General features: G+C 71.0%; 21 protein-coding genes. 14 read left to right on the top strand and 7 right to left on the bottom strand.

All coding sequences use genetic code 11. The features are described 5' to 3' along the window. Positions 1–27: 27 nt before the first annotated feature. The 6 genes from KOI47_RS00405 (at position 28) to KOI47_RS00380 (ending at position 4,528) form a co-directional block, all read left to right on the top strand. The gene (locus KOI47_RS00405; protein ID WP_216212503.1) at positions 28–774 is read left to right on the top strand and encodes a FadR/GntR family transcriptional regulator; all 747 of its coding nucleotides are present in this window, start codon (positions 28–30) and stop codon (positions 772–774) included. A gap of 93 nt (positions 775–867) precedes the next feature. Further along, positions 868–1,140: an SAV_915 family protein gene (locus tag KOI47_RS00400; protein WP_216212500.1), complete on the top strand. Its 273-nt coding sequence runs from the start codon at positions 868–870 to the stop codon at positions 1,138–1,140. Further along, on the top strand, positions 1,133–1,420 hold the full coding sequence (locus KOI47_RS00395) for a hypothetical protein (protein ID WP_216212497.1): 288 nt from the start codon (positions 1,133–1,135) through the stop codon (positions 1,418–1,420). The genes KOI47_RS00400 and KOI47_RS00395 overlap by 8 nt, the downstream gene beginning before the upstream one ends. 19 nt (positions 1,421–1,439) lie before the next feature. Further along, positions 1,440–2,747, top strand: coding sequence for a hypothetical protein (locus KOI47_RS00390; RefSeq protein ID WP_216212494.1), 1,308 nt, complete (start codon positions 1,440–1,442; stop codon positions 2,745–2,747). A gap of 218 nt (positions 2,748–2,965) precedes the next feature. Beyond that, the gene (locus KOI47_RS00385) at positions 2,966–3,397 is read left to right on the top strand and encodes a hypothetical protein (RefSeq protein ID WP_216212492.1); all 432 of its coding nucleotides are present in this window, start codon (positions 2,966–2,968) and stop codon (positions 3,395–3,397) included. A 54-nt stretch (positions 3,398–3,451) separates the two neighbouring features. Then, positions 3,452–4,528, top strand: coding sequence for a patatin-like phospholipase family protein (locus KOI47_RS00380; protein WP_408629881.1), 1,077 nt, complete (start codon positions 3,452–3,454; stop codon positions 4,526–4,528). A 6-nt stretch (positions 4,529–4,534) separates the two neighbouring features. On the opposite strand, the gene KOI47_RS00375 is transcribed toward KOI47_RS00380, so the two are convergent. From KOI47_RS00375 to KOI47_RS00365, 3 genes are all read right to left on the bottom strand, one after another. After that, positions 4,535–5,752 (bottom strand): thioester domain-containing protein, encoded by a 1,218-nt coding sequence (locus KOI47_RS00375; protein WP_216212488.1) that lies wholly within the window; start codon positions 5,750–5,752, stop codon positions 4,535–4,537. A gap of 368 nt (positions 5,753–6,120) precedes the next feature. Continuing rightward, on the bottom strand, positions 6,121–7,200 hold the full coding sequence (locus tag KOI47_RS00370; RefSeq protein ID WP_216212485.1) for a trans-sulfuration enzyme family protein: 1,080 nt from the start codon (positions 7,198–7,200) through the stop codon (positions 6,121–6,123). Positions 7,201–7,222: 22 nt separating this feature from the next. Further along, complete coding sequence (locus KOI47_RS00365) at positions 7,223–9,976, bottom strand: penicillin acylase family protein (protein ID WP_216212481.1); 2,754 nt, start codon at positions 9,974–9,976, stop codon at positions 7,223–7,225. Between the two features lie 183 nt (positions 9,977–10,159). On the opposite strand from KOI47_RS00365, the gene KOI47_RS00360 reads away from it, so the two are divergent. From KOI47_RS00360 to KOI47_RS00345, 4 genes are all read left to right on the top strand, one after another. Beyond that, complete coding sequence (locus tag KOI47_RS00360) at positions 10,160–11,206, top strand: fatty acid desaturase family protein (protein ID WP_216212479.1); 1,047 nt, start codon at positions 10,160–10,162, stop codon at positions 11,204–11,206. 50 nt (positions 11,207–11,256) lie between these two features. Beyond that, positions 11,257–11,631: an FKBP-type peptidyl-prolyl cis-trans isomerase gene (locus KOI47_RS00355; RefSeq protein WP_269756686.1), complete on the top strand. Its 375-nt coding sequence runs from the start codon at positions 11,257–11,259 to the stop codon at positions 11,629–11,631. A 141-nt stretch (positions 11,632–11,772) separates the two neighbouring features. After that, a complete protein-coding gene (locus tag KOI47_RS00350; RefSeq protein ID WP_216212474.1) occupies positions 11,773–12,129 on the top strand; it encodes a hypothetical protein in 357 nt (118 codons plus the stop codon). 58 nt (positions 12,130–12,187) lie between these two features. Further along, on the top strand, positions 12,188–13,804 hold the full coding sequence (locus tag KOI47_RS00345; protein ID WP_216212471.1) for a hypothetical protein: 1,617 nt from the start codon (positions 12,188–12,190) through the stop codon (positions 13,802–13,804). Here the strand turns inward: KOI47_RS00345 and KOI47_RS00340 are convergent. The 3 genes from KOI47_RS00340 to KOI47_RS00330 are packed head-to-tail and all read right to left on the bottom strand — an operon-like array spanning position 13,755 to position 19,036. Next, entirely contained in the window at positions 13,755–15,809 is a 2,055-nt protein-coding gene (locus KOI47_RS00340; RefSeq protein ID WP_216212469.1) for an NB-ARC domain-containing protein, read from the bottom strand. The genes KOI47_RS00345 and KOI47_RS00340 overlap by 50 nt on opposite strands. A 10-nt stretch (positions 15,810–15,819) precedes the next feature. Continuing rightward, the gene (locus KOI47_RS36085; RefSeq protein WP_216212466.1) at positions 15,820–18,435 is read right to left on the bottom strand and encodes an ATP-binding protein; all 2,616 of its coding nucleotides are present in this window, start codon (positions 18,433–18,435) and stop codon (positions 15,820–15,822) included. A gap of 16 nt (positions 18,436–18,451) precedes the next feature. After that, a complete protein-coding gene (locus KOI47_RS00330) occupies positions 18,452–19,036 on the bottom strand; it encodes an NADPH-dependent FMN reductase (protein ID WP_216212463.1) in 585 nt (194 codons plus the stop codon). Positions 19,037–19,178: 142 nt separating this feature from the next. Here KOI47_RS00330 and KOI47_RS00325 point away from each other — a divergent pair, with 142 nt between their 5' ends. The 4 genes from KOI47_RS00325 (at position 19,179) to KOI47_RS00310 (ending at position 22,143) form a co-directional block, all read left to right on the top strand. Beyond that, positions 19,179–19,814, top strand: coding sequence for an antibiotic biosynthesis monooxygenase family protein (locus tag KOI47_RS00325; RefSeq protein WP_216212460.1), 636 nt, complete (start codon positions 19,179–19,181; stop codon positions 19,812–19,814). Beyond that, the gene (locus KOI47_RS00320) at positions 19,811–20,107 is read left to right on the top strand and encodes a GNAT family N-acetyltransferase (RefSeq protein WP_216212457.1); all 297 of its coding nucleotides are present in this window, start codon (positions 19,811–19,813) and stop codon (positions 20,105–20,107) included. Before KOI47_RS00325 ends, KOI47_RS00320 begins: the two co-directional genes overlap by 4 nt. A 69-nt stretch (positions 20,108–20,176) precedes the next feature. Then, positions 20,177–21,253 (top strand): LLM class flavin-dependent oxidoreductase, encoded by a 1,077-nt coding sequence (locus KOI47_RS00315; RefSeq protein WP_216212454.1) that lies wholly within the window; start codon positions 20,177–20,179, stop codon positions 21,251–21,253. Next, the gene (locus KOI47_RS00310) at positions 21,253–22,143 is read left to right on the top strand and encodes an LLM class flavin-dependent oxidoreductase (RefSeq protein ID WP_216212453.1); all 891 of its coding nucleotides are present in this window, start codon (positions 21,253–21,255) and stop codon (positions 22,141–22,143) included. The genes KOI47_RS00315 and KOI47_RS00310 overlap by 1 nt, the downstream gene beginning before the upstream one ends. Here the strand turns inward: KOI47_RS00310 and KOI47_RS00305 are convergent. Continuing rightward, positions 22,140–22,745 carry a TetR/AcrR family transcriptional regulator gene (locus tag KOI47_RS00305; RefSeq protein ID WP_216212450.1) on the bottom strand — a complete coding sequence of 202 codons (606 nt, stop codon included), beginning with the start codon at positions 22,743–22,745 and terminating at the stop codon, positions 22,140–22,142. The two genes, KOI47_RS00310 and KOI47_RS00305, sit on opposite strands and share 4 nt — an antisense overlap. Between the last annotated feature and the right edge of the window lie 6 nt (positions 22,746–22,751).

Genomic DNA, 22,751 nt, shown 5'->3' with positions numbered 1-22,751 from the left:
CGGGACGGTCAAGAGGGGTCGGTGCGAATGAGGTTCGAACCGGTCGCCCCGGTGCGGGCGTACGAGCGGGTGGTCGAGCAGATCGAGCAGGCCGTGCTCACCGGCGGCCTCGCTCCCGGCGACCGGCTGCCGAGCGAGCGCGAGCTGATGGAGCAGTTCGGGGTCAGCCGCTCCACGGTGCGCGAGGCGCTGCGGGTGTTGCAGGCGGCCGAGGTGATCCGTTCCCGCGCGGGCGATCCGCGCGGCCCCGAGGTGCTGTCGGCCTCCCCGGCCGCGCTGCACAAGTCCATGCACCGGCTGGCCCGCGCGGCCCATCTCGGACTCGGCGAGCTGCTGCAGTTCCGGATGATGCTGGAGGGCTCGGCCTACCTGCTGGCCGCCCGGCTGCGCACGCAGGAGCAACTGGCGGAGATGGAGCAGGCGCTGGCGACCATGACCGAGAAGCTCGAGCGGGACCACGCGGAGTTCGCCAGGGCCGATATCGCCTTCCATGACGCGGTGGCCCGCGCCACCCAGAATCCGCTGCTGGTGGTGTGCGGCGAGGTGGTGCGCGGGGTGGTGCTGGACCTCATCGAGGACAAGCTCACCAGGGCCGGGGACCGGGCTGCGCTGATGCGCGCCTCGGTGCGGCATCACGCCGAGGTACTGCGCGCGGTACGGGACGGGGACGGCCCGCTGGCCTGCCGCCTTGGCAGGCGCGCCCTGTACGAGTACTACGCGGAGTACGTCCCCGCCGAGCAACGTGCCCTCCTCGAGCCCTTGCTCGACGACTGAACGTGGTCATCTTCACTCGAAGAGTGGTATCCGAATCGGGTTCACCATCTATCCTGTCGCCGGGGATGGACATCATCAGGCGGGGAGTTCGTGATGACCGAGGGGGACATACCGGAGCTGGTGTACCTGCCTACCCAGCGGGTGCGGCACGGGGAGCCGGCGGCCAACCTGGAACTGCGCCGGACCGAGGACGGCAGGACGGCGCTGCTGGGCTACACCTCGATGGAACTGCTGGTCCAGGGATGTGGCCCGGACCAGCCCTGGATCGCCGTACCCGCGCACAAGCTGGAGCGGCTCTACGACGCCGGGGCATTCGACCTCCTGGCGCTGAACGTCGAACTCACCGAGGACATGCGACATGGCTGAGGGATTTCGGGTCGACGACCTGAACCGGCTCGCCAAACCACTGGCCGAGGGCGCACAGAATCTGGCCGACCTGGCCACCGACGCGCCGACGATCCCGAACGCGGGCGATTCCACCGGCATCGTCGCCAGCGCGCTGGTCGTGCTCAGCGGGGTGGTCGGCAAAGTGACCATGGCCGCCGCCAACTCGGCCGACGATGCTCAGGCGGCGCAGAACTCCTACGACGCCGCCGACCAGGCCGCCGGTGACGAGCTGGCCGTACCGTGCAGGGAGATCGGCTGACATGGGCGTGGACCTGCGAGTGGCGGCCGAGGAGGCGTCCTGCCGGGAGACCGCGGCGAAGCTGGCCACGCTGGATGCCGGGGTCGAGGCCGTGGCGACGAACTTCCACCGGGCGCGCGGGGAGTCGGAGGCGATGTGGACCGGCACGGCCGGAGAGGCGTTCCGGAGCAACATGGCCTCGGCGGGCAAGGGCTCCGACGACATCGCCGCGGGCACCAGGGACGCGGGCCGCGCCCTTGGTGACTTCGCCGATGACATCGCCACCGTCCGGGCCAGGCTCGAACATGCGCGAGGCGTCGCCACCGACGCGGGCCTGACGGTCAACGGGGACATCATCGAGGAGCCACACAACGCCGTTTACCCCGCCGACTTCACCGGCCCACCGGCCCCCGGCATGCTGACCGCCGACCACCCGGACGCCGCCGCGGCGCAGGCCGACTACCAGCGCAAGCTGGCCGCCTACCGGGAGGCGCAGACCATCGCCAGCGAAGCCCGCGGAATCGAGAAGGCCGCCCACGACACCCTCGGCCAGAAAATGAGCACCTGGCAGACCGTGCTGAACGACGCCAGCAAACAGAAGTGGTGGCAGCTCGCCGGAGCCGCCACCGGCACCATCGGCTCCGCCATCCAGCAGGCCGGCAAGTGGAACCTGACCGCCCAGACCCGCTATGCCCAAGCCGCCACCTACGCCAAGATCCTCTCCGAGGTCGACGACCCCTGGCACCGGGCCGCCGCCACCCGCGCCGCGGGCGTCTTCGAGAACTCGGCCGATGATGCCGCAAGGATGGCCCGCGCCAACGCCAACCTCGCCATCGGCGTCAAAGACACCAAGCTCGGCGACCTGTTGGCGCGAAACCTGGTCAGGTCCGTCGATGAGAGCTCGGGAGCCTTTGCGAAGCTCGGCTCCAAGGTTCCCGTTGTCGGTGTCGTGCTGGCCGGGGGCCAGACGGCGATCGAAAGCTGGGGCAAGGACGCCGATGAGTGGGCGAAGTCAGCGGGTGCAAATCTCGGCGGCGCGGTTGTCGGCTCGCTCGCCACCGACGCCGCGCTTGCCACTGCGGCATCGCTCGGCCTCGCGGGCGGACCAGCCACACTTGTCGCGGTCGGCGTTGGAACCGCAGTAGCCTTCGGTGTCGGCGAGTTGGTAAACCACTGGCCGGAGATCAACGAATGGTCGATCGACCACGCTGCGGATCAAGCTGACCCGAGTACCATGGCGTGGCTCGGACGCAGGGCCGAGGACGTCGGCGAAGCCGCGGGCGACGCCGCAGACTGGGTCGGCGACCGAGCAGGAGAGTTCGGCCGCTGGGCTGGAAACCTGTTCTGATCATGACCGAAACGCCAGCAGCACAGCCATCGCTTCCTCCCCGGCCCGACCCCGCTACCGGCGAGCCACGACCGCCCACAGCGCCACGCAGCTTCGGTGGAAACGAGTCGACCCCTACCGATCGACAGCCCCGCAAACATCCACCCGTACCGGCGAGCCAGGGACCGGTACTGGAATGGCGTCAGCACACCTTGGGCTACTCATTGCAGTTGGCGGCCATGTTGATCGGCCTGGCAGTGGTTCTGCTCTCGCTCATCAACTGGGATGTCAGCTGGCTCGTGCGAACCTGGTACCTGACCCTGCCCTTGATGCTGTTCTTCGCCGGAATCGTCTACCGGCAGGCGTCCAAGGATTGGCTGGCCGCAGGGGCTACCTGGTTCCAGCACCGGACCGCGTGGGTGGACCTCTACGAGCTTACCGAGATCGAGATCGGCGCCGCCGGAGCGAAGACCATGCTGCGAATGCGCAACGCATCAGGACAGAACGTCCACGTTGCGCTGAACGACCTGCAGAAGAACCAGGCCATGTGGGACCTGGTCTACAACGGCATCCTGCATTCCGTGGTCATCGGCCACGCCGACCCGCCGGCAGGGACCCGAACCATCCTCAAACTGCCCGGCGGTAGGGCCGGGCGGCACCGGGAAGCGTGATCCAGCTGACCAGTTGTGATCGAACATTGACATAGAGCGACTATGATCCTGCGGGTGCAGCGCGACGGGATCGGTCTGTGCCTCTCCGGCGGCGGCTATCGCGCCATGCTGTTCCACACCGGTGTGCTGTGGCGGCTGAACGAGCTCGGCTACCTGCCGCGGCTGTCGTTGATCTCCAGCGTGTCCAGCGGAGCCATCGCGGCCGGAACGCTCGCGCATGCCTGGCCCGAGCTGGAGTTCGACAGGGGGACCGCGGGAAACTTCACCGAGCTCGTGGTGCGCCCGCTGCGCGCGCTGGCGCGGGTGAACGTGGATGTCTGGGCCACCTTGCGCGGGCTGGTGAAACCGGGCCGCAGCGTCGGTGAGGAGGTCGCTGCCTCGCTGCGCCGCAGGCTGTACGGCGACCGGCTGCTGCGCGAGCTGCCGGTCACCCCTCGGTTCGTGTTCACCGCGACGAACCTGCAGAACGGCGCGCTGTGGCGGTTCTCGAGGGAACAGATGGGCGACGCGAAGGTGGGCGGGGTGCGGGAACCGGCGATCCCACTGGCCAACGCGGTCGCGGCCTCCTCGGCCTTCCCGCCGTTCCTCTCCCCCGCGCGCCTGCGGATCCGGGAGTGGGACCTTCCCGGCGACGGCAGCACCGCGCGCCCGCGCAAGGTGGTGCTCTCCGACGGCGGGGTATACGACAACCTGGGGCTGGAACCGGTCACCGAGCGCTGCGCCACGGTGCTGGTCAGCGACGGCGGGATGCGGATGGAGCGACTGGTGCGGGTGCCAGCCGACTGGCCCCGGCAGCTGTTGCGCGCCATGGACGTGGTGGACAACCAGGTGCGGAGCCTGCGTACCCGCCGGCTCCGCGAGTCCTACCGCGGCGGGGAGTTCGGCGGGGCCTACTGGGGAACCTACAGCGAGATCGACGAGTTCGGGGTGGCCGACCCGTTGCCTGCCCCGGCGCATCGGACACTGCGGCTGGCCGAGGTGCCCACCCGGCTGCACCACATGCCGGAACCCGTCCAGCAACGGCTGATCAACTGGGGTTACGCGGCCTGTGACGCGGGAATGCGGCGCTGGGTGGAACCCGGCGCCGCATCCCCGTCAGCTTTTCCGTACCCGGAGGCCGGAGTCGGCTAGCTCAGCTCAGGCAGTGCCCTTACGACGGCGCAGCAGCAACAACGTCACGGCGCCGCCACCGAGCAGCACCAGGCCGATCACCAGCGGGGTCATCGCGGAGAAACCGGTCTGGGCCAGCGGACCCTCGTTGGACTGCGGGGCCACCGGGGTCTCGGTGGTGGAAGGCGCGGCCTCGGTGCTCGTGCTCGGCGCGGTGGTCGTGGTGCTGGTCTCGCTGCTCGGCGGGGTCTCGCCAGCGGCCGACCAGCGGACCATCGCCTCATCGGAGAGTTCCAGCTGGTCCGAGGTTGCGACGATCAGCGACTGGGCCTTCGTCTTCGGGCCGTAGTTCTCCCCGACGAACAGCCGACCGGTGTTCACCGCGGCGCTGGCCTTCAGGCCGAAGCTGCCCTTGCCATCCTCGGCGTCCTCCGGGACGTTCACGAAGATCTCGGTGCCGTCGGTGATGTCGGCCTTGGTCAGCTCCTTGCCATCGGCGTCGGTCAGGGTGACGCCCTCCGGCAGCTTGTTGGTGATCTCGTCGATCTCGCCGCTGGTGGACACGGTGAACGGCCCGATCCGGTCACCCGCCTCGCCGGTGGCGTCCGCGGGGCTGATCTCCAGCGCGGCGTCCGGCTCGCTGATCCCGGTGTTCTTGTCCCCCGTCAGGTAGCTGTAGAGGGCCAGCACGTCCTCGGCGTTCGCGGCGTCCGGGTTGCGCTTGTCGTCGACCAGCGGGGTGTCCTTGTCGAGGTCGGTGCCGTCGCTGAAATGCCACACCGCGGTCTGCGTCGCGGTGATGGCTTCCTTCGTGCTCAGGCCGTCATTGAACTCGACGGTCCCGTCCAGCGCCTGCTCGATCGCCTCGGTGCCCTTGGCAGGGTAACCGTGGTGCAGCACCCAGTTGATCTTGTCGCGGTTGGCGTGGAAGTCCGTGTTCGGGTTCGGGAACTCGTCCCACGGCCGCTCGACCATGTCCTGGCCGGTGTCGATGTCGGTCTCGATCTCGACGCAGTACACATTGAGCTTCTCGCCACCGTCGAGCTGGATAACGTAGTTCCAGGTTTCCAGCTGGCTCCGGTCGGTGCCGTGCAGATTGACCTTGTAACCATCCGCACCGAGGTGGAACTTGACACGTCCCCGAGCTTCCTCGGTCGCGCCGGCGGCCGGCGCCGCCAGCATCATGGCGATCGAAGCGCCGGCGAGGGCGGCGCCGGCACGCACAATCGTTGACGTTCTTGGCATGGGTCTCCTTTTCGAGTGCGGTACTGCGATCCCAAGAGCCGCGCGGTGCTGCTACCCGCAGAGACCTGAGCAGAGAAATTGCCACCGTTCTGGGTGAAGGTCACCCGGGCCAGCGAGGCTGGAGCATACACACGGCAGCCATCACCCCAGCGGTACACCCCGATTTCACTCCATTTAGTCCAAAAGGAGTAGGGATTCACCGTATTAACTGATCGCAAAGCGTCAGGTCGGCACAAGCGGAACGCGATCGTCCCTAGTCGGAGGCATGGCGAGCCACCACGGACCCCGTCCGGTGCACATCCCGATCGTCCACTGTGTCCAGCAGCGATCCGGTCACATCGGAAGCTGTATCCGGGTGCGGGGTGGGATCACGATCGGGCAACGCTTCCCGAATTCCGCGCACCGTCCACTTCGTCCAGCGCGGACTCCAGCTCCCGCCATAGATCCTCGGGATCCTCCAGGCCCACGCTGAACCGGAGCATCCCGGCGGGGACATGACCCTCGGCGGGCCGCGCCGCCCGCCGTTCCAGGCTGCTCTCCACCCCGCCGAGGCTGGTCGCGTGCTGGATCAGGGACAGCGCGGCGCAGAACGCGTCCGCGGTCGCCGCGTCGGCCAGCTCGAAGGCGATCATGTTGCCGGGCGGGTGGCGCACCGCCCGCACGGCCGGATGCGCTGCCAACCGTCCGGCCAGCAGCGTGGCCGTCTCGGACGCCGCGGCCAGCCGCACCGGCAGGGTGCGCAGGCCGCGCAGGGCGAGCCAGGACTCCAGCACCCCGGGGGTCGCGCCGCCCCTGGTCCTGGCTTCCCGCAGCGCCACGGCGAGTTCCGCTTCCCCGCTCACCACCAGCCCGAGCAGCAGGTCGCTGTGGCCACCGATCAGCTTGGTCGCGCTGTGCAGCACCAGGTCGGCGCCCATGGCAAGGGGTTGCTGCCCGAGCGGGGTGGCGAAGGTGTTGTCCACCGCCAGCCGGGCACCGTGCGCCCTGGCCGCCTCGGCCACCGCCGCGATGTCCATCAGGTCCAGGGTGGGGTTGGTCGGCGACTCCACCAGCAGCAGATCGACCTCCGCGGCCGCCGCCACCCAGCCCGCGGTGTCGGCCGGTTCGATCCGCCTGCCGCGCAGCCTTCCGTTGCGTTCGGCATAACCGAGCAGATCACGGCTGCCCACGTAGCTGTAGCTGGGCACGGCCACCTCGGCGCCCGCGGGCAGCAGGTCGAACACGGCCGAGATCGCTGCCATACCCGAGGCGAAGGCCACCGCCGTACCGCCCTCGAGCTGACCGATCGCGTCCTCGAAGGCCGCCCAGGTCTCGGTGCCGTGCTCCCGGGAGTAGCCGAGGCCCAGCGCGCTGGCCGGGGCGATCGGCACGTTCATCGGGGCGCTCGGGCCTTGCGGGCGGCCCGCGGTGATCGCCCGGGTACGTGGTGACCAGTCGGCGGTGCTCATCCGCCCAGCCTGCCACGCCAGGTCAGCGTTTCCGCGGGAACTCCACGACCTGCTGGTACGTGGGCCGGTTCTGGGTGCTGATCGGGTCGTGCGTGATCCCGCCCAGCGCGCGGTGCACGATCGAGTCGGCGCACCACTGGTCCCCGGCGTCGCAGGAGCCGTCCCCCGGATAGACCTCCCCGATCGGTTGCTCGGCCGCCCGCGCCACCGTGTCCACCAGCACGCGGTGGCACTCTGCCAGATCCCCGCCACCGCAGAACCGGTCCCCGAGCGGGCCACGGACGTCCTCGCCGAGCAGGGCGCGCAGGTCCTTGTGCACGTAACCCCACCAGCCGCGCTGGTAGGCGGAGCCCTGGTGCGGCTGGCCGACCCGCTTGCCCGGCTCGGCGTTCTGGAATCCCGATGGCGACTCGTTGATCTGCAGCACCCTGGTCATCGCGGTGAATGCCGCGGAACCCATTGCCGGTTCGAACTGCGCCCGCACCAGCAGCGGCCACCAGGCATCCATGATCTTGATGGCCTCGGCGTGCCGGTAGCTGCGGCTACCCGGTTCGGTCTGCGCGCGCAACCCGCCGTCGGCCAGCCAGGCACGCAGCTTCTCGATCGCCGCCGCAGCCGCGGAATCCCGCACCGGGGCGCGGTCCAGCACGCGCAGCAGCACCGGCAGCACCCGCTCCGCACGCAGGTCGGCCAGCCCGGCCTCGGCCATCGCCTTGGTGAGGTTCGCCCTGGTGACCCCGGTGCCCGCGGCGAGCAGCGCACGCACCCTGGTGTCCAGCAGGTCGCCGCGGTGCACCGCGGACTTGCCGTAGCCCGCGGCGGCGTAGTCCTGCGCCTGCGCGTTGTTCCAGCTGATGTAGTAGTCCTGGTTGACCGAGTTCGGATGCTCGGCGAACGGGGTGTACTCGGCGGTGTTGCCTTCCGGGTCCCAGCCCTGCCAGTCGAGTCCGGCGTTACCGAGGATCGGCAGGCTGGGGTCCACTGTGGAGTTGCGCATTGGGTTGGCGCCGGAGTTGTAGTACGCGGTGTCCCCGGAGTCCACATAGAACCAGTTGAAGGTGTAGTTCACCCGGTCGGCCGCGCGCTGGAAGTCCGCGGCGGAGCGGATCGCGCCAGGGTCGTTGAACTGCTGGAACCCGAGCAACGACTCGACCTCGTGGAAGTAGGTGGAGCGCAGCGCCGCGTAGGCGACCGGCTTGCCGTCCACCACCGCACGATGGGTCACCGGTCCGTACCTGGTCCGGAAGGCGCGCAGGGTGTACGACCCGGCAGGGGTCGGGTCCGCCACGGTCGGCTCCCAGGAGTTCTTGCGTTCCACCACCTCCATCGGCAGACACTCGCCGCGGAAGCGGTAGAAGTCCGACTCCTTGCTGGGCGGGGAACCGTCCGGTTCGCACAGCTGGACGGCGTAGGTGTCGGTGATGTCCTGCGCCGAGGTGGTCGCGCTCCAGGCGTAGTCCTGGCCGCGGCCGAGCAGCACATAGAAGCTCAGCCCGGCGAAGGAGGCCCCGCGGGCGCTGATCCCCGGGCCCTGCAACTCCTGCAACATCAGCAGCTGCGGCGCGAAGTAGCCGGTCTGCGGGCCGAACACGGCCACCGGGTTACCGCTGTCGGTGTGCGCGCCGGACACCACCAGCGCATTGGACATCCCCTGCCGTTGCACCGGCCGCACCGCGAGGTCGTCCTGTGAGTTCGCGGAACCGGTGCGGTCGAACACCAGTTGCTGCGGGGTCACCGAGCCCGGTTCCGGCATGGCCACACCGCGCGGGTTCTCCGGGGCCTTGCCGTACGGGAAGCTCTGGCCGTCGTGCAGGGTGCGCACCGTTTCCGGATCGTCCTCGGCGCGCAGGCTGCGCCAGACCCGCTCCGCCTCGACCGGCCCGTACCGCTCCTGGATCGCCAGCTTGGCGATCGCGGCCCGCACCTCGCCGCCACCACCGCCGCCGAACTGGGCACCCACCACCGAGGCGAGCACCACCAGGTCGGTCAGCCGGAACGGCTCGATCTCCCCGGCATTGGTGATCGCGTCCACCTGCCCGGTCAGCACGTACTCGCCGGGGAAGTACCGGCCGTCGTGCGCGTCCTGGATGTAGGCGTTGATTCCGTCCAGATAGGACTTCGCGTCTTCCAGCCCGCGCCTGCCGAGCGGGCCGGACTCGGCGACCTGGTCGATCTGCTGCCGCAGCTCGGCCTCGGTGTACGGGGCGGCGGCGAAGAACTGCTGTTCCAGCGCCCGGTTGCCCTCCGCGCCGCCGGCGAACGAGGTCAGCTCGCCGCGGCCCACTCTGCGCATGATGTCCATCAGCCACAGCCGGTCTTGCGCGGCCGCGTAGCCGGCGCCGAACTCGGTACCGGAGCGGGTGGTTCCGTAGACATGCGGCACGCCGGTGGCCTTGTCCCGGACGATCGTGACGTCCGACCGTGGCTTGATGCTGCTGGCCACCTGGTCGGCGGGCACCCCGAAGGAGGCGTCGTTGAAGAATTCCTGGATGGTCTCGGTGGTCAGTCCGCGGTAGCCGTCGGCGAGCGCGGCGTACGGCCCGAGCTGGTCGTCGGCATGCGCCGGCCTGCTGCCGAACGCCTGGTGCAGCAGGATGTCGGCGAGGGTGGCGTTGCCGTTCTGCCCCGGCGGCAGGATGTCCGCACACTGGTCCCCGCAGAAGTCCTCGACCTGGGGAGGCTGCGACTCGGCCGACTCGGCCGGGGCGGCCGGTGGCGCAAGCAGGCCGGTGGCCAGAGCGATGGTCCCGAGGAGTACTCCCAGCCGCGCGCGCATCCGCCGCTCCTCTCGCAGGGGTGTGACCGGGCGCACACTACCGGCGAGTACGACAATTTGTGAAGACTATTCGTGTTTTCTCGCTGGATCGGGCTACTCGACGACCCGGTGGGGCCAGCCCCCGGACGGACCGGGGTGCCGGCATGATTCCCGACGAAGCCGCAGCTCAACACACTGGTCGCCATGACGATCAACGACGCGGTACGGCCCAGAGCGGGCAGCGACTACGCGGAGTTGTCGCGACGGGTGGCCAGGGCGGGCCTGCTCGACCGGCGGCCGGGCTACTACCTGGTCCGGATCGGGCTGGTCCTCACCCTGTACGGGGCCGGCCTCGCCGGCTTCCTCGCGCTCGGCGACTCCTGGTGGCAGCTCGCGCTCGCGGCGGGGTTCGCGATCATCTTCGGCCAGGTCGCGCTGGTCGCGCACGATCTCGCGCATCGCCAGGTGTTCCGCACCCGCGGGCCGAGCGAACTCGCCGGCATGCTGGTGGGAAACCTGGGTATCGGGATGAGCTACGGCCGGTGGATGGACAACCACACCCGGCACCACGCCAATCCCAATCACGAGGAGCACGACCCGGATGTGGACCCGGACGTCCTGGTCTGGTCCACCCGGCAGGCCGAGGCCAGCCGGGGCGTCGCCCGGTTCGTCGGGCGCTGGCAGGCGTTCCTGTTCTTCCCGCTGCTCACCCTGGAGGGCCTGAACCTGCACTACGGGGCCGTACGGTCGGTGCTGCGGCGCAAGGTGCGGCGGCCGCTGCTGGAGGGCACGCTGCTGTTCATCCACTTCGGCGGGTACCTCGCCGCACTGCTGCTGGTGCTCTCGCCTGCCAAGGCGCTGGCCTTCTTCGCCGTGCACCAGTGCCTGTGGGGTGTGTACATGGGATCCATCTTCGCGCCGGGGCACAAGGGCATGCCGATGCTCGGGCCGGGCGAGAAGCTCGACTTCCTGCGCAGGCAGGTGCTGACCTCAAGGAACGTGCGCGGCGGCGTGTTCGTGGACAACGCCATGGGCGGGCTGAACTACCAGATCGAGCACCACCTTTTCCCGCATATGCCCACCCCGCACCTGCGCAAGGCCCAGCCGATCGTGCGCGCCTACTGCGCCGAGCTCGGTATCCCTTATCACCAGACGGGCCTGGTACGTTCCTGGGCAGAGGCCCTCGGCCATCTGCACCGAGCGGGCGCACCGCTACGGCGGAAAGGGGCCGATCGGACCACCATGACCTGATTGGTTACGGTGGGGCACCGCGACCGACCCCCGCATGGAGGAATACCCGCATGGCGTTGGAGAAGCCGGAAATCGACCGCCCCGAGGGCATCGCACCCGGCGAGCTGGAAGTCGAGGAACTCGTCGAAGGCGAGGGCCCCGAGGCCCTGCCCGGCCAGGACATCGAGGTGCACTACGTCGGTGTCACCTTCTCCAGCGGCGAGGAGTTCGACTCATCCTGGAGCCGCGGGGAGCCGCTGGCTTTCCAGCTCGGTGTCGGACAGGTCATCGCGGGCTGGGACCGCGGGATCGCCGGGATGCGCGTCGGTGGGCGGCGCAAGCTGATCATCCCCTCCCACCTTGCTTACGGTGAGGAGGGCGCGGGCGACGCCATCGGCCCGGACGAGTCCCTCGTCTTCGTGGTCGACCTGGTCAGCGTGAGCTAGCCCCAGCTTCCTGCTGTGAGTGTCCCTCCCACCCGTCTCCCACCACCACCCAGACGGAGGCGCTGACGCGCCACGGTGTTCGCTGCATTTTTCGCAGTGAATAGGGACACTCACAGCAGTGGGCGCTGCTACCGTGGCGGGGTGGTTGAGCCCATCCTGATCTCCATTGCCGCTGCGCTGGCCGGCAAGGCGGCGACCGGCCTCTACGACCTGGTCCGGCGCCAGTTCGCCGGGGACCCGGCGGCCACGGCCGAGCTGGAGGCCGCGGCCGAAGTCCCGGAAGGCGACACCGAGCAGGCCCCCATCCAGGCACTGGCGGAGCGGCTTGAGGCCGCCGAACGGGCCGACCCGGAGTTCTCCTCGGCACTGCGCGCGGAGTGGGACCGCATCAACGTCAGCCAGCAGGCCCAGGACGAAGGCGTCACCAACCAGGTCTCCGGAACCGTGCAGGGCAATGTCATCCAGGGACGGGACTTCCACGGCGACATCCGTTTCTGACCACCTGTTTCCGGGTCCGGAATGGCGCACCGTCGCGACCAGGCGCACGATTCTCGCGGTGGTGCACAACGTCACCGCGGCCACCCGGCTGCTCGATGTGCTGCCGATCGTGGCCTGCGACCCGCGGGTGCAGGTCGTCTTCACCCGCACCGGGTCCAGTGAGCTCGACGCCGGCACCACGGAATTCCTGAACCGCAACGGAATCGTCGAACTGCCGTGGGAAAGGGCGCTGACGGTCGGAGCCGACCTGGCGATCGCCGCGAGCTACGGCGGCGAACTGCACCGAATCCCCGCCCCGCTCATGGTCCTTCCCCACGGAATAGGGTACAATAAATACTTAAAATCGAAAATCGAAAATCGAAAATCGGTCTTCGGGCTCTCGAGGCCGTGGCTCATGCACGAAGGTCGCCTCGTTCCTTCGGTCATCATTCTCTCCCACCCCGAACAACTCGAGCGGTTGCGCGCGGCCTGCCCGGAAGCGGTGGACGCGGCCCTGGTGGCGGGTGATCCCTGTTTCGACCGGATGCTGGCCAGCCTGCCGCTGCGCGAGACCTACCGGCAGGCCCTCGGCGTCGCCCCCGGCCAGCGGCTGATCGTGCTCAGCTCTACCTGGGCCGAACCCTCCCTGTACGGCAGCAAGCCGATGCTGGCCCGCGAGCTCGCCGCCCGGCTGCCGCTGGACGACTACCGGCTCGCGCTCGCCCTGCACCCGAACATCCACGCGGGCCACTCGCCGTGGCAGGTCCGGCTGTGGACCGAGGCCTGCGCCCGCGCGGGCGTGCTGGTGCTGGCGCAGGAGGACCTGTGGCGGCCCGCGCTGGTCGCGGCCGACCTCACCATCGGCGACCACGGTTCGGTCACCTTCTACTCGGCGGCGCTGGGCACCCCGGTACTGCTGGCGGCCGCCCCCGAGCACACCGTGGACCCGGCCTCGCCGATCGGGCAGCTGCTGGCCACGGCACCCCGGCTGGGCGCGGACCCGCGCACCCAGATCGAGCAAACGATCGCGGCGCACGACCCCGCGTGCCACGCCCCGATCACCGAACGGACCACCGCGCTGCCAGGGGCCTCGGTGCCGGTGCTGCGCCGGACCATCTACCGGCTGCTGGACCTGCCGGAACCGGCGGACGGCCCGGACCTCACGGCGCTGCCGGTACCCGAGGTCACCCCGCCGGAACCGGGGGCGCAACTGGTCCGGGCGGAACCGCGCCCGGACGGCGCGGGCGGCCTGACCGCCACCGTGCGCCGCTACCCCGCCGAGGCGCTGGCCGAACCGGCGCACGCACCCGCGGACGCCCATCTGGTGGTGAGTACCAGCGAGCCGAACACCCGGCTGCTCGACCTGGCCGATGTGCTCGTGCACGAGGGTTCCGCGGAGGCGGCCGAGTGGATCAAGGGCACCCTGGCCGCGCTGCCCGGCTGCGCGCTCGCCATGGCCCCAGCCGGGGAGCGCGACTGGCTGGTGGGCGGCGCCGCCTGCTCGCCGGTACGGCTGACCGAGGTGACCGGGCGGGCCGCACTGTTCGCCTCGGTGCTGTACGCCTGGCTGGCGGCGGGACGCTCGCTCGCCGAACTGCCGGAACGGCTGAGCCTGCGGGTGGCGGGGCGGGAGTACTCGGCGCGGCTCAGCCGAGCTCATCCAGCCGGGCCTGCACCGCCAGCCCGCGGTGGGTGAACTCGCGGAGCCGGTAAATGGCCAGCGCGTCCCGCAGGTAGGACCGGGCGACCTCGGGTTCGTCCCTGGCCAGGGCCAGCTCGGCCAGCGCCTCGCACAGCTGCGCCCGCTCGGCGTGCCAGTTGCCGGTGTTCGCCGTCGCGGCCGCCTCGGCCAGCAGCTCAGCGGCCTCGGCGAGCCTGCCTGCCCGCAGCAGTTGCTTTCCCCGCCACAGGTCCACCTTGACCAGGTTGTACGGCTCGGCGGCCAGTTCGGCGCGGGACAGCTCCAGCAACGGCAGCGCGACCTCCGGCGGCTCCACCTTGGCCAAATGCAGCCGGGCCAGCGCGAGCCGCCTCGGCACCGCAAGCTCCTCGGCCAGCGCGAGGTTGCGGCGCAGCAGGTCCGCGGCTTCGGGCAGCAGGTCCTGGTCCAGCCGCACCAGGCCATGCGACTCCACCACCGAGGCCTGCGCCTCCAGCGACCCGGCCCGCTCGGCGTAGCCCAGCGCGGTCTCGAACAGCTGCCCGGCCCGTTCCGGATCGCCGAGCTCGCGGTGAGCGAAACCGTGCTGCATCGTCAGCACGGCCGCGGCCAGCCAGTCGCCGAGCTCGACGGCCGCCAGCTCCCCGATCCGGTTGGTCGCCGCCATATCGTGCGCGTACTTGCCCTGGTCGTGCAGTGGCCACAGGGCAAGACACAGCTGACAGGCCCTGGTGAACTCGCCGAGCTCGTAGGCCAGGGTCACCGCCTCGCGCAGGTTGATCCGCTCGGCCTCCAGCCAGTCCCTTGCCTGCCGCGCACTGCCGTCCTCGGGAACGGTCAGCTCCGGCCAGATCCGCTGCCGCCAGCCCCGGTGCGGCAGCAGCAACGCGTCCGCGGCCAGGGCGCGGGCCCAGTAGTAGGCCAGCAGGTGCCGCCGCAGGCCGGTGCCGTGTTCCCCCGCCTTGGCCACCGCGTGCCTGCGGATCAGGCCGGAGCTGAGGTACCGCTCCGGTCCGGTCTCCTGGATCAACCTGGCCCGCAGCAAGTCCTGCAGCGCGTCCTCGACGTCCTCGGCGTCCGCGCCGAGCGCCACCGCCACCGCGTCCGCGCTCACGTCCCCGCTGCCGGGGTGCACGCCCAGCGCCTGGTAGCAACGCTGCGCCAGTGGGGACTGCCGGTGGTAGGCGGCATCGAAAACGACCGTGACGGAAAGGTCCTCGTCCCTGGACAGCTCGTGCAGGGTGCGTTCCTGCCTGGCCAGCCTGCGGGCCAGCCGGGCCACCGGCCGGTCCGGGAACTCGGTCAGCAGCGAGCCCACCACACACAGCGCGACGGTGGAGCCCGCGCACAGCTCGATCAGCTCGGCGACCGCGTCGGGCTCGGCCGCCAGCCGGTCCGCGCCGACCAGCCGGTCCAGCAGCAGCCGCGCGGCGTCGTCGGCCATCGGCGCGATGTCCACCGTGGTCGCGCTGGCCCACGCCCGCAGGCTCGCCACCCGCCCGGCCTCGGTGACCAGCACCGCCGACGTGCCCGCGCCCGGCAGCAGCGCCCGCACCTGGCCCGCGGTGAGCGCGTCGTCGATCACCAGCGCGATCCGCTTGCCGCTGCTCCAGGACCGCCACAGCGCGGCGCGCCCCTCCAGGCTGGCCGGGATCTCGTCCGGGTGGTGACCGGCGGCGAGCAGCAGTTCGGCCAGCGCGGGCCGTTCCTGCTCGGCCTCGTCCGGGCCAGTGCCGAGCCGGACGAAGAAGTGCCCTTCCGGGTAGTCCGCCTCATGCTGGTGCACCCAGTAGCCGGCGAGTGTGGTGGTGCCGCAGCCCGGCGGCCCGCGCAGGATCGCCACCCTGGGCCCCTCCCCGGCCGCGCTCAGCCAGGCGTCCAGTTCGGCCAGCGGGCGCTCGTTGTCGGTGTAGTGCGGCGGGGCAGGCGGTACCTGGCACCGGCCGCCCAGGCGACCGCGGGCCTGGTGGAAGTGCACCCCGCCGTAGATGTCCCGGCCCTGGATCACGTTGTCCGCGTCGCCGCCGAACTCGTTGTGCACCCAGCCGAGGTTAACGCAGCTCCAGCCGGGCGAGCTCGTTCCGGGAGGACACGCCCAACTTCGGGTAGGCCTTGTAGAGGTGGTACCCGACGGTGCGCGGGCTGAGGAACAGCTGGGCGCCGATGTCCCGGTTGCTCAGCCCGCCCGCGGCCAGCCGGACCACCTGCAGCTCCTGCGCGGTGAGCAGGGCCCGCACGTCCCCCTGCTCCGCCGGGCCCACGCGCTCCCCCGCGGCCCGCAGCTCGGCACCCGCGCGCTCGGCCCACGGCCGGGCGCCGATCGGCTCGAAAGCCGCCAGCGCCGCGCGCAGCAGCGGGCGGGCCTCGGCCGGCCTGCGCTCACGGCGCAGCCACTCCCCGTACAGCAGCTCGGTGCGGGCCCGCTCGAAGGGCCTGCCATTGCCCATGCGGTGCAGTGCCACCGCATCCCGGTAGTGCTGCTCGGCCTCGGCATCCGCGGCGAGCAATGCGCGGCAACGCAGTGCGACCGCCTCGGCCCAGTGCTGCCCGGTCCGCTCGGCCCACTCGGCATACCAGGCGGCCGGCTCACCGGCCTGCTCCCCGCGGCCCAGCCGGGCCGCAGCCTCGACCAGGTCGGGGAAGGCGGAGCGGAAGTCCGCCCGGTTCGGGCAGGCGAGCACGTCCGGCAGCAGCTCCAGCACCGCCTCGTGCCTGCCGAGGCCGAGTTCGAGCAGCGGCAGCGTGGCCCGCGCCCTGGTGGTGCCGTGCCCGTGTGCGGGGGTGCGGGCCAGCGTGACCAGCTCGGTGCAGCGCTCCCGGTCCCCGGCCACCGCCGCGGCCCAGGCCAGCACCGCGGCGAGCGGACCGACCGCGGCCTCCTGCCCGGTGTCCTCCGCGATCCGCAGCCCTTCGGTGCCGCAGGCCACGGCTTCGTGCCGGAGCCCGAGGTGCGCCCGGGTGCGGGCCAGCAACGCCAGTGCCTGCGGCAGCGGGCCGATCGCGCCGCGCTCCCGGCAGGCCTTTTCGATCGTGCCCGCCAGCTCGTCCGCGCGGGCATGGTCGCCGAGCAGCAGGTGCCACCATGCGGTGCGCAGCCCGGTGCGGATCGGGTCCGCGGCACCCTCGGCGAGCAGCTCCCGCACCGCGGCGACGCCCCCGGCGATCCCACCGGGCCTGCTGTGGTTCAACCCGGACGCCGCCCTGGCCAGCGCGCGGGCCGGGGCCCCTTCCGGTGCCTGCTCCGCCGCCAGCTCGGCGGCCGCGAGGTCACCCGCGGCCCAGGCCGACTCCACGGCCCAGAACAGCATTCGCGGTTCACCGCACTCCAGCAGGATGCGGTGCGCCGCCATCGGCCGGTTGCGTTCCTCGGCCAGCCGGGCGCGCAGCAGCGCGATCCGGCCACGCGTTTCCGGATCGGTGCGGTGCAGCCCTGCCTGGCTCGCCGAGGCCTCGGCCCGCTCGGGCAGCCCGGCGTCCGCGGCGGCCTCGGCCGCGGCGAGCAGCCTGCGACCACGTTCGCCGGGGTCCGGGCTGAGCTCCGCCGCCCGCTCGTAGGCCGCGGCCACCGAGGCGTACCCGCCGAGGGCGCGGTCGAGCTCGGCCGCCCGCTCCAGCTCGGCGGCGACCCGCTCGTCCGGGCCATCCGCGGCCGCGGCGAGGTGCCAGGCACGGGCGCAGACGTTGTCCCGCTCGGCGTAGGTCTCGGCCAGCGCCTGGTGTGCCGCGATTCGCTGGTGCAGCGGTGCGCCCCGGTACGCCGCGGCCCGGATCAGCGGGTGCCGGAACTCCGGCCCACCCTCCGCGAGGCGCAGCAGCCGTCGTTCTTCCGCGGGTTCCAGGTCACGGGCCGAGCAACCCAGCCGCCTGCCGGCCGCGAGCACCACCTGCTGGTCCCCGGAGTCGTCGGCGGCGGCCACCAGCAGGAGCGTCCTCGTCCGTTCCGGCAGCCCGGCGATCTGGTCGGCGAAGGCCTGGTCCAGCTGGACCGACCGGCCGTCCCGCCACACCTGCGGCAGCTCGCGCAATGCCAGCAGGTTGCCCCGTGCCTGTCTGCGGATCCGGTCCCTGAGGTGGTGCGGCAGGTCGGCCGCGTACCGGTCCAGCAGCTGGCCTGCCGCCGTCTCGTCCAGCCCATCGAGCCGCAGCTCGGGCAGGCCGGGTGCGGAGAAGTCCTCCTCCCGCGCGGCGAGGACCAGCACCACGCCCTCGGCCTCCAGCCTGCGGGCGGCGAACAGCAGTGCCTCCGCCGAACCGGGGTCCAGCCAGTGGGCATCGTCCACCAGGCAGAGCAGCGGACCGTCCCCGGCGAGTTCGGCCAGCAGGGTGAGCACCGCGAGGCCGACGAGGAATCGGTCCCCACCGGCAGGCTCGCCGAGCCCCAGTGCCGCCCGTAGCGCGCGGGCCTGCACCGGGGGCAGCCGGTCGAGCTGCTCCAGTGCCCCGGCGAACAGCAGGTGCAGCCCGGCGAAGGGGAGCTCGGTCTCCGACTCGATACCGGTACCGCGCAGCACCCGGAAGCCGGTTGCGGCCCCCGCGGCGTGATCCAGCAGGGTGGTCTTGCCGATCCCGGCCTCCCCGCGGATGATCAACGCCCCGCTACGCCCGGACCGGGCCGAGTCGAGCAGCGCGTCGATCGTCGCTGTCTCCTCGGCCCTCCCCAGCAGCATGGGCCGACCCTACTGTTCACGCGGCTGTATCCGCGTAGGGATGCTTGTCCCGTGCCTCCTTGAGTGCGCGGGCCCACCAGGTGAGCCGGTCCAGCAGCAAGGCGGCCGCCTGCCCCGCCTGCGGCCCGGCCGGGGTGCCGTCCGCGCCGAACTGCTCCCAGTAGTTGGTGAAGCTGACCGCGTCCCGGACGGTGGTGGCGTGCAGCTCGGCGAACACCAAGCGCAGCTGTTCCACCGCGCGCAGCCCGCCGGAGATGCCGCCGTAGGACACGAAACCGACCGGTTTCGCCTGCCACTCGGCGCCGTGCCAGTCGATCACGGTCTTCAGCGGGGCGGGGAAGCTGCGGTTGTACTCCGGGGTCACCACCACGAAACCGTCGGCGTCGGCCAGCCGCGGGGTGAGCGCCTCGACCTCCCGGGGTGCGGTCCCCTCGCCGAAGTCGCCCAGCCGGTCCGGCAACGCGGCCTCGGCGAGGTCGATCACGTCCACGGTCAGGTCGGCGCGCAGCGCGGCCTGGTCGGCGAACCAGTTCGCGACCACCGGTGCGAACCGGCCGGCGCGGGTGCTGCCGATGATGACGCCAAGGTGCAGGCGGTCCATAGGTGCTCCTTCGTTGCTCGTTCGATTGAGCTCGACGCTAGGAACCCGCACCCGCCTGCGGCATCTGTCGGATGACTGGGCTCGCCGGGGCCGGTCATCCGACAGATGTCCCGGCACCGGCGGCCTGCCTAGCGTCACTGGCATGAACGAGACGAAACCGCCCCGGATCCTTCGCCCGGACGCCGCACTGGTGCTGGCGCACGAGTGGACGGTGGACGACCCGCGAGACCAGCGGCAGGCCGCCGAGGACGCGCTTGCCGTCGAGCCGGAGCCAGGACTGCTGTCCCGCAGCCTCTACCTCGGCACCGACGGCTACACCCTGCTGCGGTACTCGCAGTGGACCGCGGGGGCGAACCCCCGGGAGCGGGGAAGGCACTACCGGCACTACCGCAGCTTCACCACCGCCGGGCCGAAGCCCGCTCCCGGGATCATCGTGGTGGTCCGGTTCGACACCGACGGCGAGCGCACGGCGAGGACGTTCGTGGACAGCCTGTTCGAGATCGTGCCCGGATTCACCGACCCGACCCAGGAGCCGGAGGGGAACCTCTCCAGCAACTTCCACCTCAGCACGGACGGCAGGCACGTGCTGAACTACGCGGAGTTCGTGGACGAGGATGCGCACGAGCGGACGGTGCGGACGGGGCTGCGCCCGGACGACCCGGTACCCCGGATGATCAACGACACCCCGGGTCTGGCCCCACTCGGCTTCCGGCGGTTCCGCTTCTACCGCGCGCTGTCGGGCAGCGCCGGTGGCGATCCGGGAGCATCGGGATCATGAGTGATTCCGAAGGCGAGATCCAGGTCACCGACAACCCGGGCCGGTCCCGGTTCGAACTGCACCTCGGCACCGAACTGGTCGGCCATGCCGCCTACCGGCGCGCCCCTGGCCTGATCGTGTTCACGCACACCGAGGTCGACCCGCAACGGCAGGGCCAGGGGCTCGCCGGCAGGCTGACCAGCGAGTCCCTCGATGCCGCGCGGGCGGAGGGCAGCCGGGTGCGGGCGGAGTGCCCCTACGTCGCCGCCTATATCGACAAGCACCCGGAGTACCAGGAACTGCTCGAAGGATAGGGAACAAAGCGGAGGACCGTCGTGGTTCAATGTAGTTGAGCGTTGAATCACTGACCCCAGGGAGTTGCCGTGCAGTTCGGGATCTTCACCGTCGGCGACGTGACCCCCGATCCGACCACCGGGCAGGTGCCGACGGAGGCGGAGCGGATCAAGTCGATGGTGGCCATCGCGGAGAAGGCCGAGGAGGTCGGGCTGGACGTGTTCGCCACCGGCGAGCACCACAACCCGCCCTTCGTGCCCTCCTCCCCGACGACCATGCTCGGCTACGTCGCGGCCCGCACCCGTCGTCTCGTTCTGTCCACCTCGACCACGCTGATCACCACGAACGACCCGGTGAAGATCGCCGAGGACTTCGCGATGCTGCAGCACCTCGCGGACGGCCGGGTGGACCTGATGCTGGGCAGGGGCAACACGGCGCCGGTGTATCCCTGGTTCGGCCAGGACATCCGGCAGGGCATCCCGCTGGCCATCGAGAACTACCACCTGCTGTACCGGCTGTGGCGGGAGGACGTGGTGGACTGGGAGGGCCGGTTCCGCACCCCGTTGCAGGGCTTCACCTCCACCCCGCGCCCGCTGGACGGGGTGCCGCCGTTCGTGTGGCACGGCTCGATCCGCAGCCCGGAGATCGCCGAGCAGGCCGCCTACTACGGGGACGGATTCTTCGCCAACCACATCTTCTGGCCGAAGGAGCACTTCCAGCGGCTGATCGAGCTGTACCGGCAGCGTTACGAGCACCATGGGCACGGCTCGGCCGACCAGGCCATCGTCGGCCTCGGCGGACATGTGTTCATGCGGCACAACTCGCAGGACGCGGTGCGTGAGTTCCGGCCGTACTTCGACCACGCCCCGGTCTACGGCGGTGGGCCGTCGCTGGAGGAGTTCGCCGAGCAGACCCCGCTCACCGTGGGCAGCCCGCAGCAGGTGATCGACAAGACGCTGACCTTCCGCGAGCACTTCGGGGACTACCAGCGGCAGCTGTTCCTGATCGACCATGCCGGGCTGCCGCTGAAGACCGTGCTGGAGCAGCTGGACCTGCTCGGTGAGGAGGTGGTTCCGGTGCTGCGCAGGGAGCTGGACGCCAAGCGCCCGGCGCACGTGCCCGCGGCCCCGACGCACGAGTCCCTGCGAACCGAGTCGGTGCGGTGATGACCGACTACGGGCAGCCGATCCGGTTCGGCGTCTTCCCCACGCCGAACGCGGATTCGGTGGAACGGATCATGGACATCGTCACGCTGGCCGATCGGACCGGTCTCGACCTGGTCGGCATCCAGGACCATCCGTACCAGCGCCGGTTCCTGGACGCCTGGTCGCTGCTGGCCACCGTGCTGGCCCGCACCGAGCGGGTGCACGCCTTCCCGGACGTGGCCAGCCTGCCACTGCGCCCGCCCGCGGTGCTGGCCAAGGCCGCGGTCAGCCTGGACCTGCTCTCCGGCGGCCGGCTGGAGCTCGGGCTGGGCGCAGGCGCGTTCTGGGACGCGATCGGCGCCATGGGTGGGCCGGTGCGTACCGCGGGGCAGGCCGCCTCGGCGCTGGCCGAGGCGATCCAGGTGATCCGGCGGATGTGGTCGCAGGAGCGCGCGGTCCACTTCGAAGGCGACAGCTACCAGCTCGCCGGGGTCCATCCCGGCCCGCGACCAGCGCATCCGATCGGGCTCTGGCTGGGCGTGCTCGGCCCGCGGCTGCTGGCCGAGCTCGGCCGGTCGGCCGACGGGTGGATCCCCTCCTCCAGCTACCTGCCCCCGGAGGCCCTGCCTGCCAAGCACGCGGTGATCGACGAGGCGGCCACCGCGGCAGGCCGTGACCCGGCAGGCATCCGGCGGATCTACAACGTGTTCGGGTCCATCACACCCGCCCCCGAAGGCTTCCTGCGCGGACCGGTGGACCAGTGGGTGGACGAGCTCACCGAGCTGGCCGTGGAGTACGGCATGGACACCTTCGTCTTCGGCGCCGAGCAGGACGACCTGGACCAGTTCCACCGCTGGGCCGAGGAGGTCGTCCCCGCCGCCAGGGAGGCCATCGCCGCGCACCGCTCCTAGCGGAGGCCGATGGTGGCCTCGGCATGCTCCAGCCAGGCCGCAAGGAATCGCTCCCGGTCCAGGTCACCGGGGGTGTGCCCGATCAGGGTGTGCAGGATCGGGTAGTAGGTCAGCGAGGCGAGCAGCACGGCCGCGGTCGCCTCCGGGTCCGCCACCGTGGCCTGCCCGGTCTCCCGCAGCCGCGCGATCCACCCGGCGCCCACCCGGTACACATTCGCCAGCACGCCCTGCCACATCTGCTCGAACAGCTCGGGAAACCCGCCGAACTCGCGGATCATGATCCGGACCAGCTCGCGTTCGGAGTCCAGCACCCGCCAGACCACCTCGGCCAGCAGCCGCAACGCCGCCCGCGGATCGGCCGGTACCTCGGTCATCGCCTCGGCCTGGCTGCGCGCCAGCGTCTCCATGTTCCGTCGCACGGCCTGCTCCAACAGCTCCCGTTTCGAGCGGAAGTGCTTGTAGAGGGCGCCCGAGCCGGGCGCGAGCCCGCAGGCCACCTGGATGTCCACCACCGAGGTCGCGTCGTAGCCACGGGTGGCGAACAACCGGACGGCCTCGTCCAGGATGCGTTCCCTGGTCACTCCGGGAGTGGTTCTCGCCATAGTAAG

It is taken from the genome of Amycolatopsis aidingensis (genome assembly GCF_018885265.1).
Lineage (GTDB): Bacteria > Actinomycetota > Actinomycetes > Mycobacteriales > Pseudonocardiaceae > Amycolatopsis > Amycolatopsis aidingensis.
The sequence above is the reverse complement of the archived record's forward strand: the minus strand, read 5'-3'. Positions and strand labels throughout refer to the sequence as shown.

Coding starts and splice junctions, on each gene's coding strand:
- KOI47_RS00325 (WP_216212460.1), top strand. CDS start 19,179: ATGAACGAGACGAAACCGCCCCGGATCCTTCGCCCGGACGCCGCACTG.
- KOI47_RS00365 (WP_216212481.1), bottom strand. CDS start 9,976: ATGCGCGCGCGGCTGGGAGTACTCCTCGGGACCATCGCTCTGGCCACC.
- KOI47_RS00330 (WP_216212463.1), bottom strand. CDS start 19,036: ATGGACCGCCTGCACCTTGGCGTCATCATCGGCAGCACCCGCGCCGGC.
- KOI47_RS00395 (WP_216212497.1), top strand. CDS start 1,133: ATGGCTGAGGGATTTCGGGTCGACGACCTGAACCGGCTCGCCAAACCA.
- KOI47_RS00360 (WP_216212479.1), top strand. CDS start 10,160: ATGACGATCAACGACGCGGTACGGCCCAGAGCGGGCAGCGACTACGCG.
- KOI47_RS00305 (WP_216212450.1), bottom strand. CDS start 22,745: ATGGCGAGAACCACTCCCGGAGTGACCAGGGAACGCATCCTGGACGAG.
- KOI47_RS00400 (WP_216212500.1), top strand. CDS start 868: ATGACCGAGGGGGACATACCGGAGCTGGTGTACCTGCCTACCCAGCGG.
- KOI47_RS00405 (WP_216212503.1), top strand. CDS start 28: ATGAGGTTCGAACCGGTCGCCCCGGTGCGGGCGTACGAGCGGGTGGTC.
- KOI47_RS00355 (WP_269756686.1), top strand. CDS start 11,257: ATGGCGTTGGAGAAGCCGGAAATCGACCGCCCCGAGGGCATCGCACCC.
- KOI47_RS00310 (WP_216212453.1), top strand. CDS start 21,253: ATGACCGACTACGGGCAGCCGATCCGGTTCGGCGTCTTCCCCACGCCG.
- KOI47_RS00385 (WP_216212492.1), top strand. CDS start 2,966: ATGTTGATCGGCCTGGCAGTGGTTCTGCTCTCGCTCATCAACTGGGAT.
- KOI47_RS00370 (WP_216212485.1), bottom strand. CDS start 7,200: ATGAGCACCGCCGACTGGTCACCACGTACCCGGGCGATCACCGCGGGC.
- KOI47_RS00375 (WP_216212488.1), bottom strand. CDS start 5,752: ATGCCAAGAACGTCAACGATTGTGCGTGCCGGCGCCGCCCTCGCCGGC.
- KOI47_RS36085 (WP_216212466.1), bottom strand. CDS start 18,435: ATGCTGCTGGGGAGGGCCGAGGAGACAGCGACGATCGACGCGCTGCTC.
- KOI47_RS00320 (WP_216212457.1), top strand. CDS start 19,811: ATGAGTGATTCCGAAGGCGAGATCCAGGTCACCGACAACCCGGGCCGG.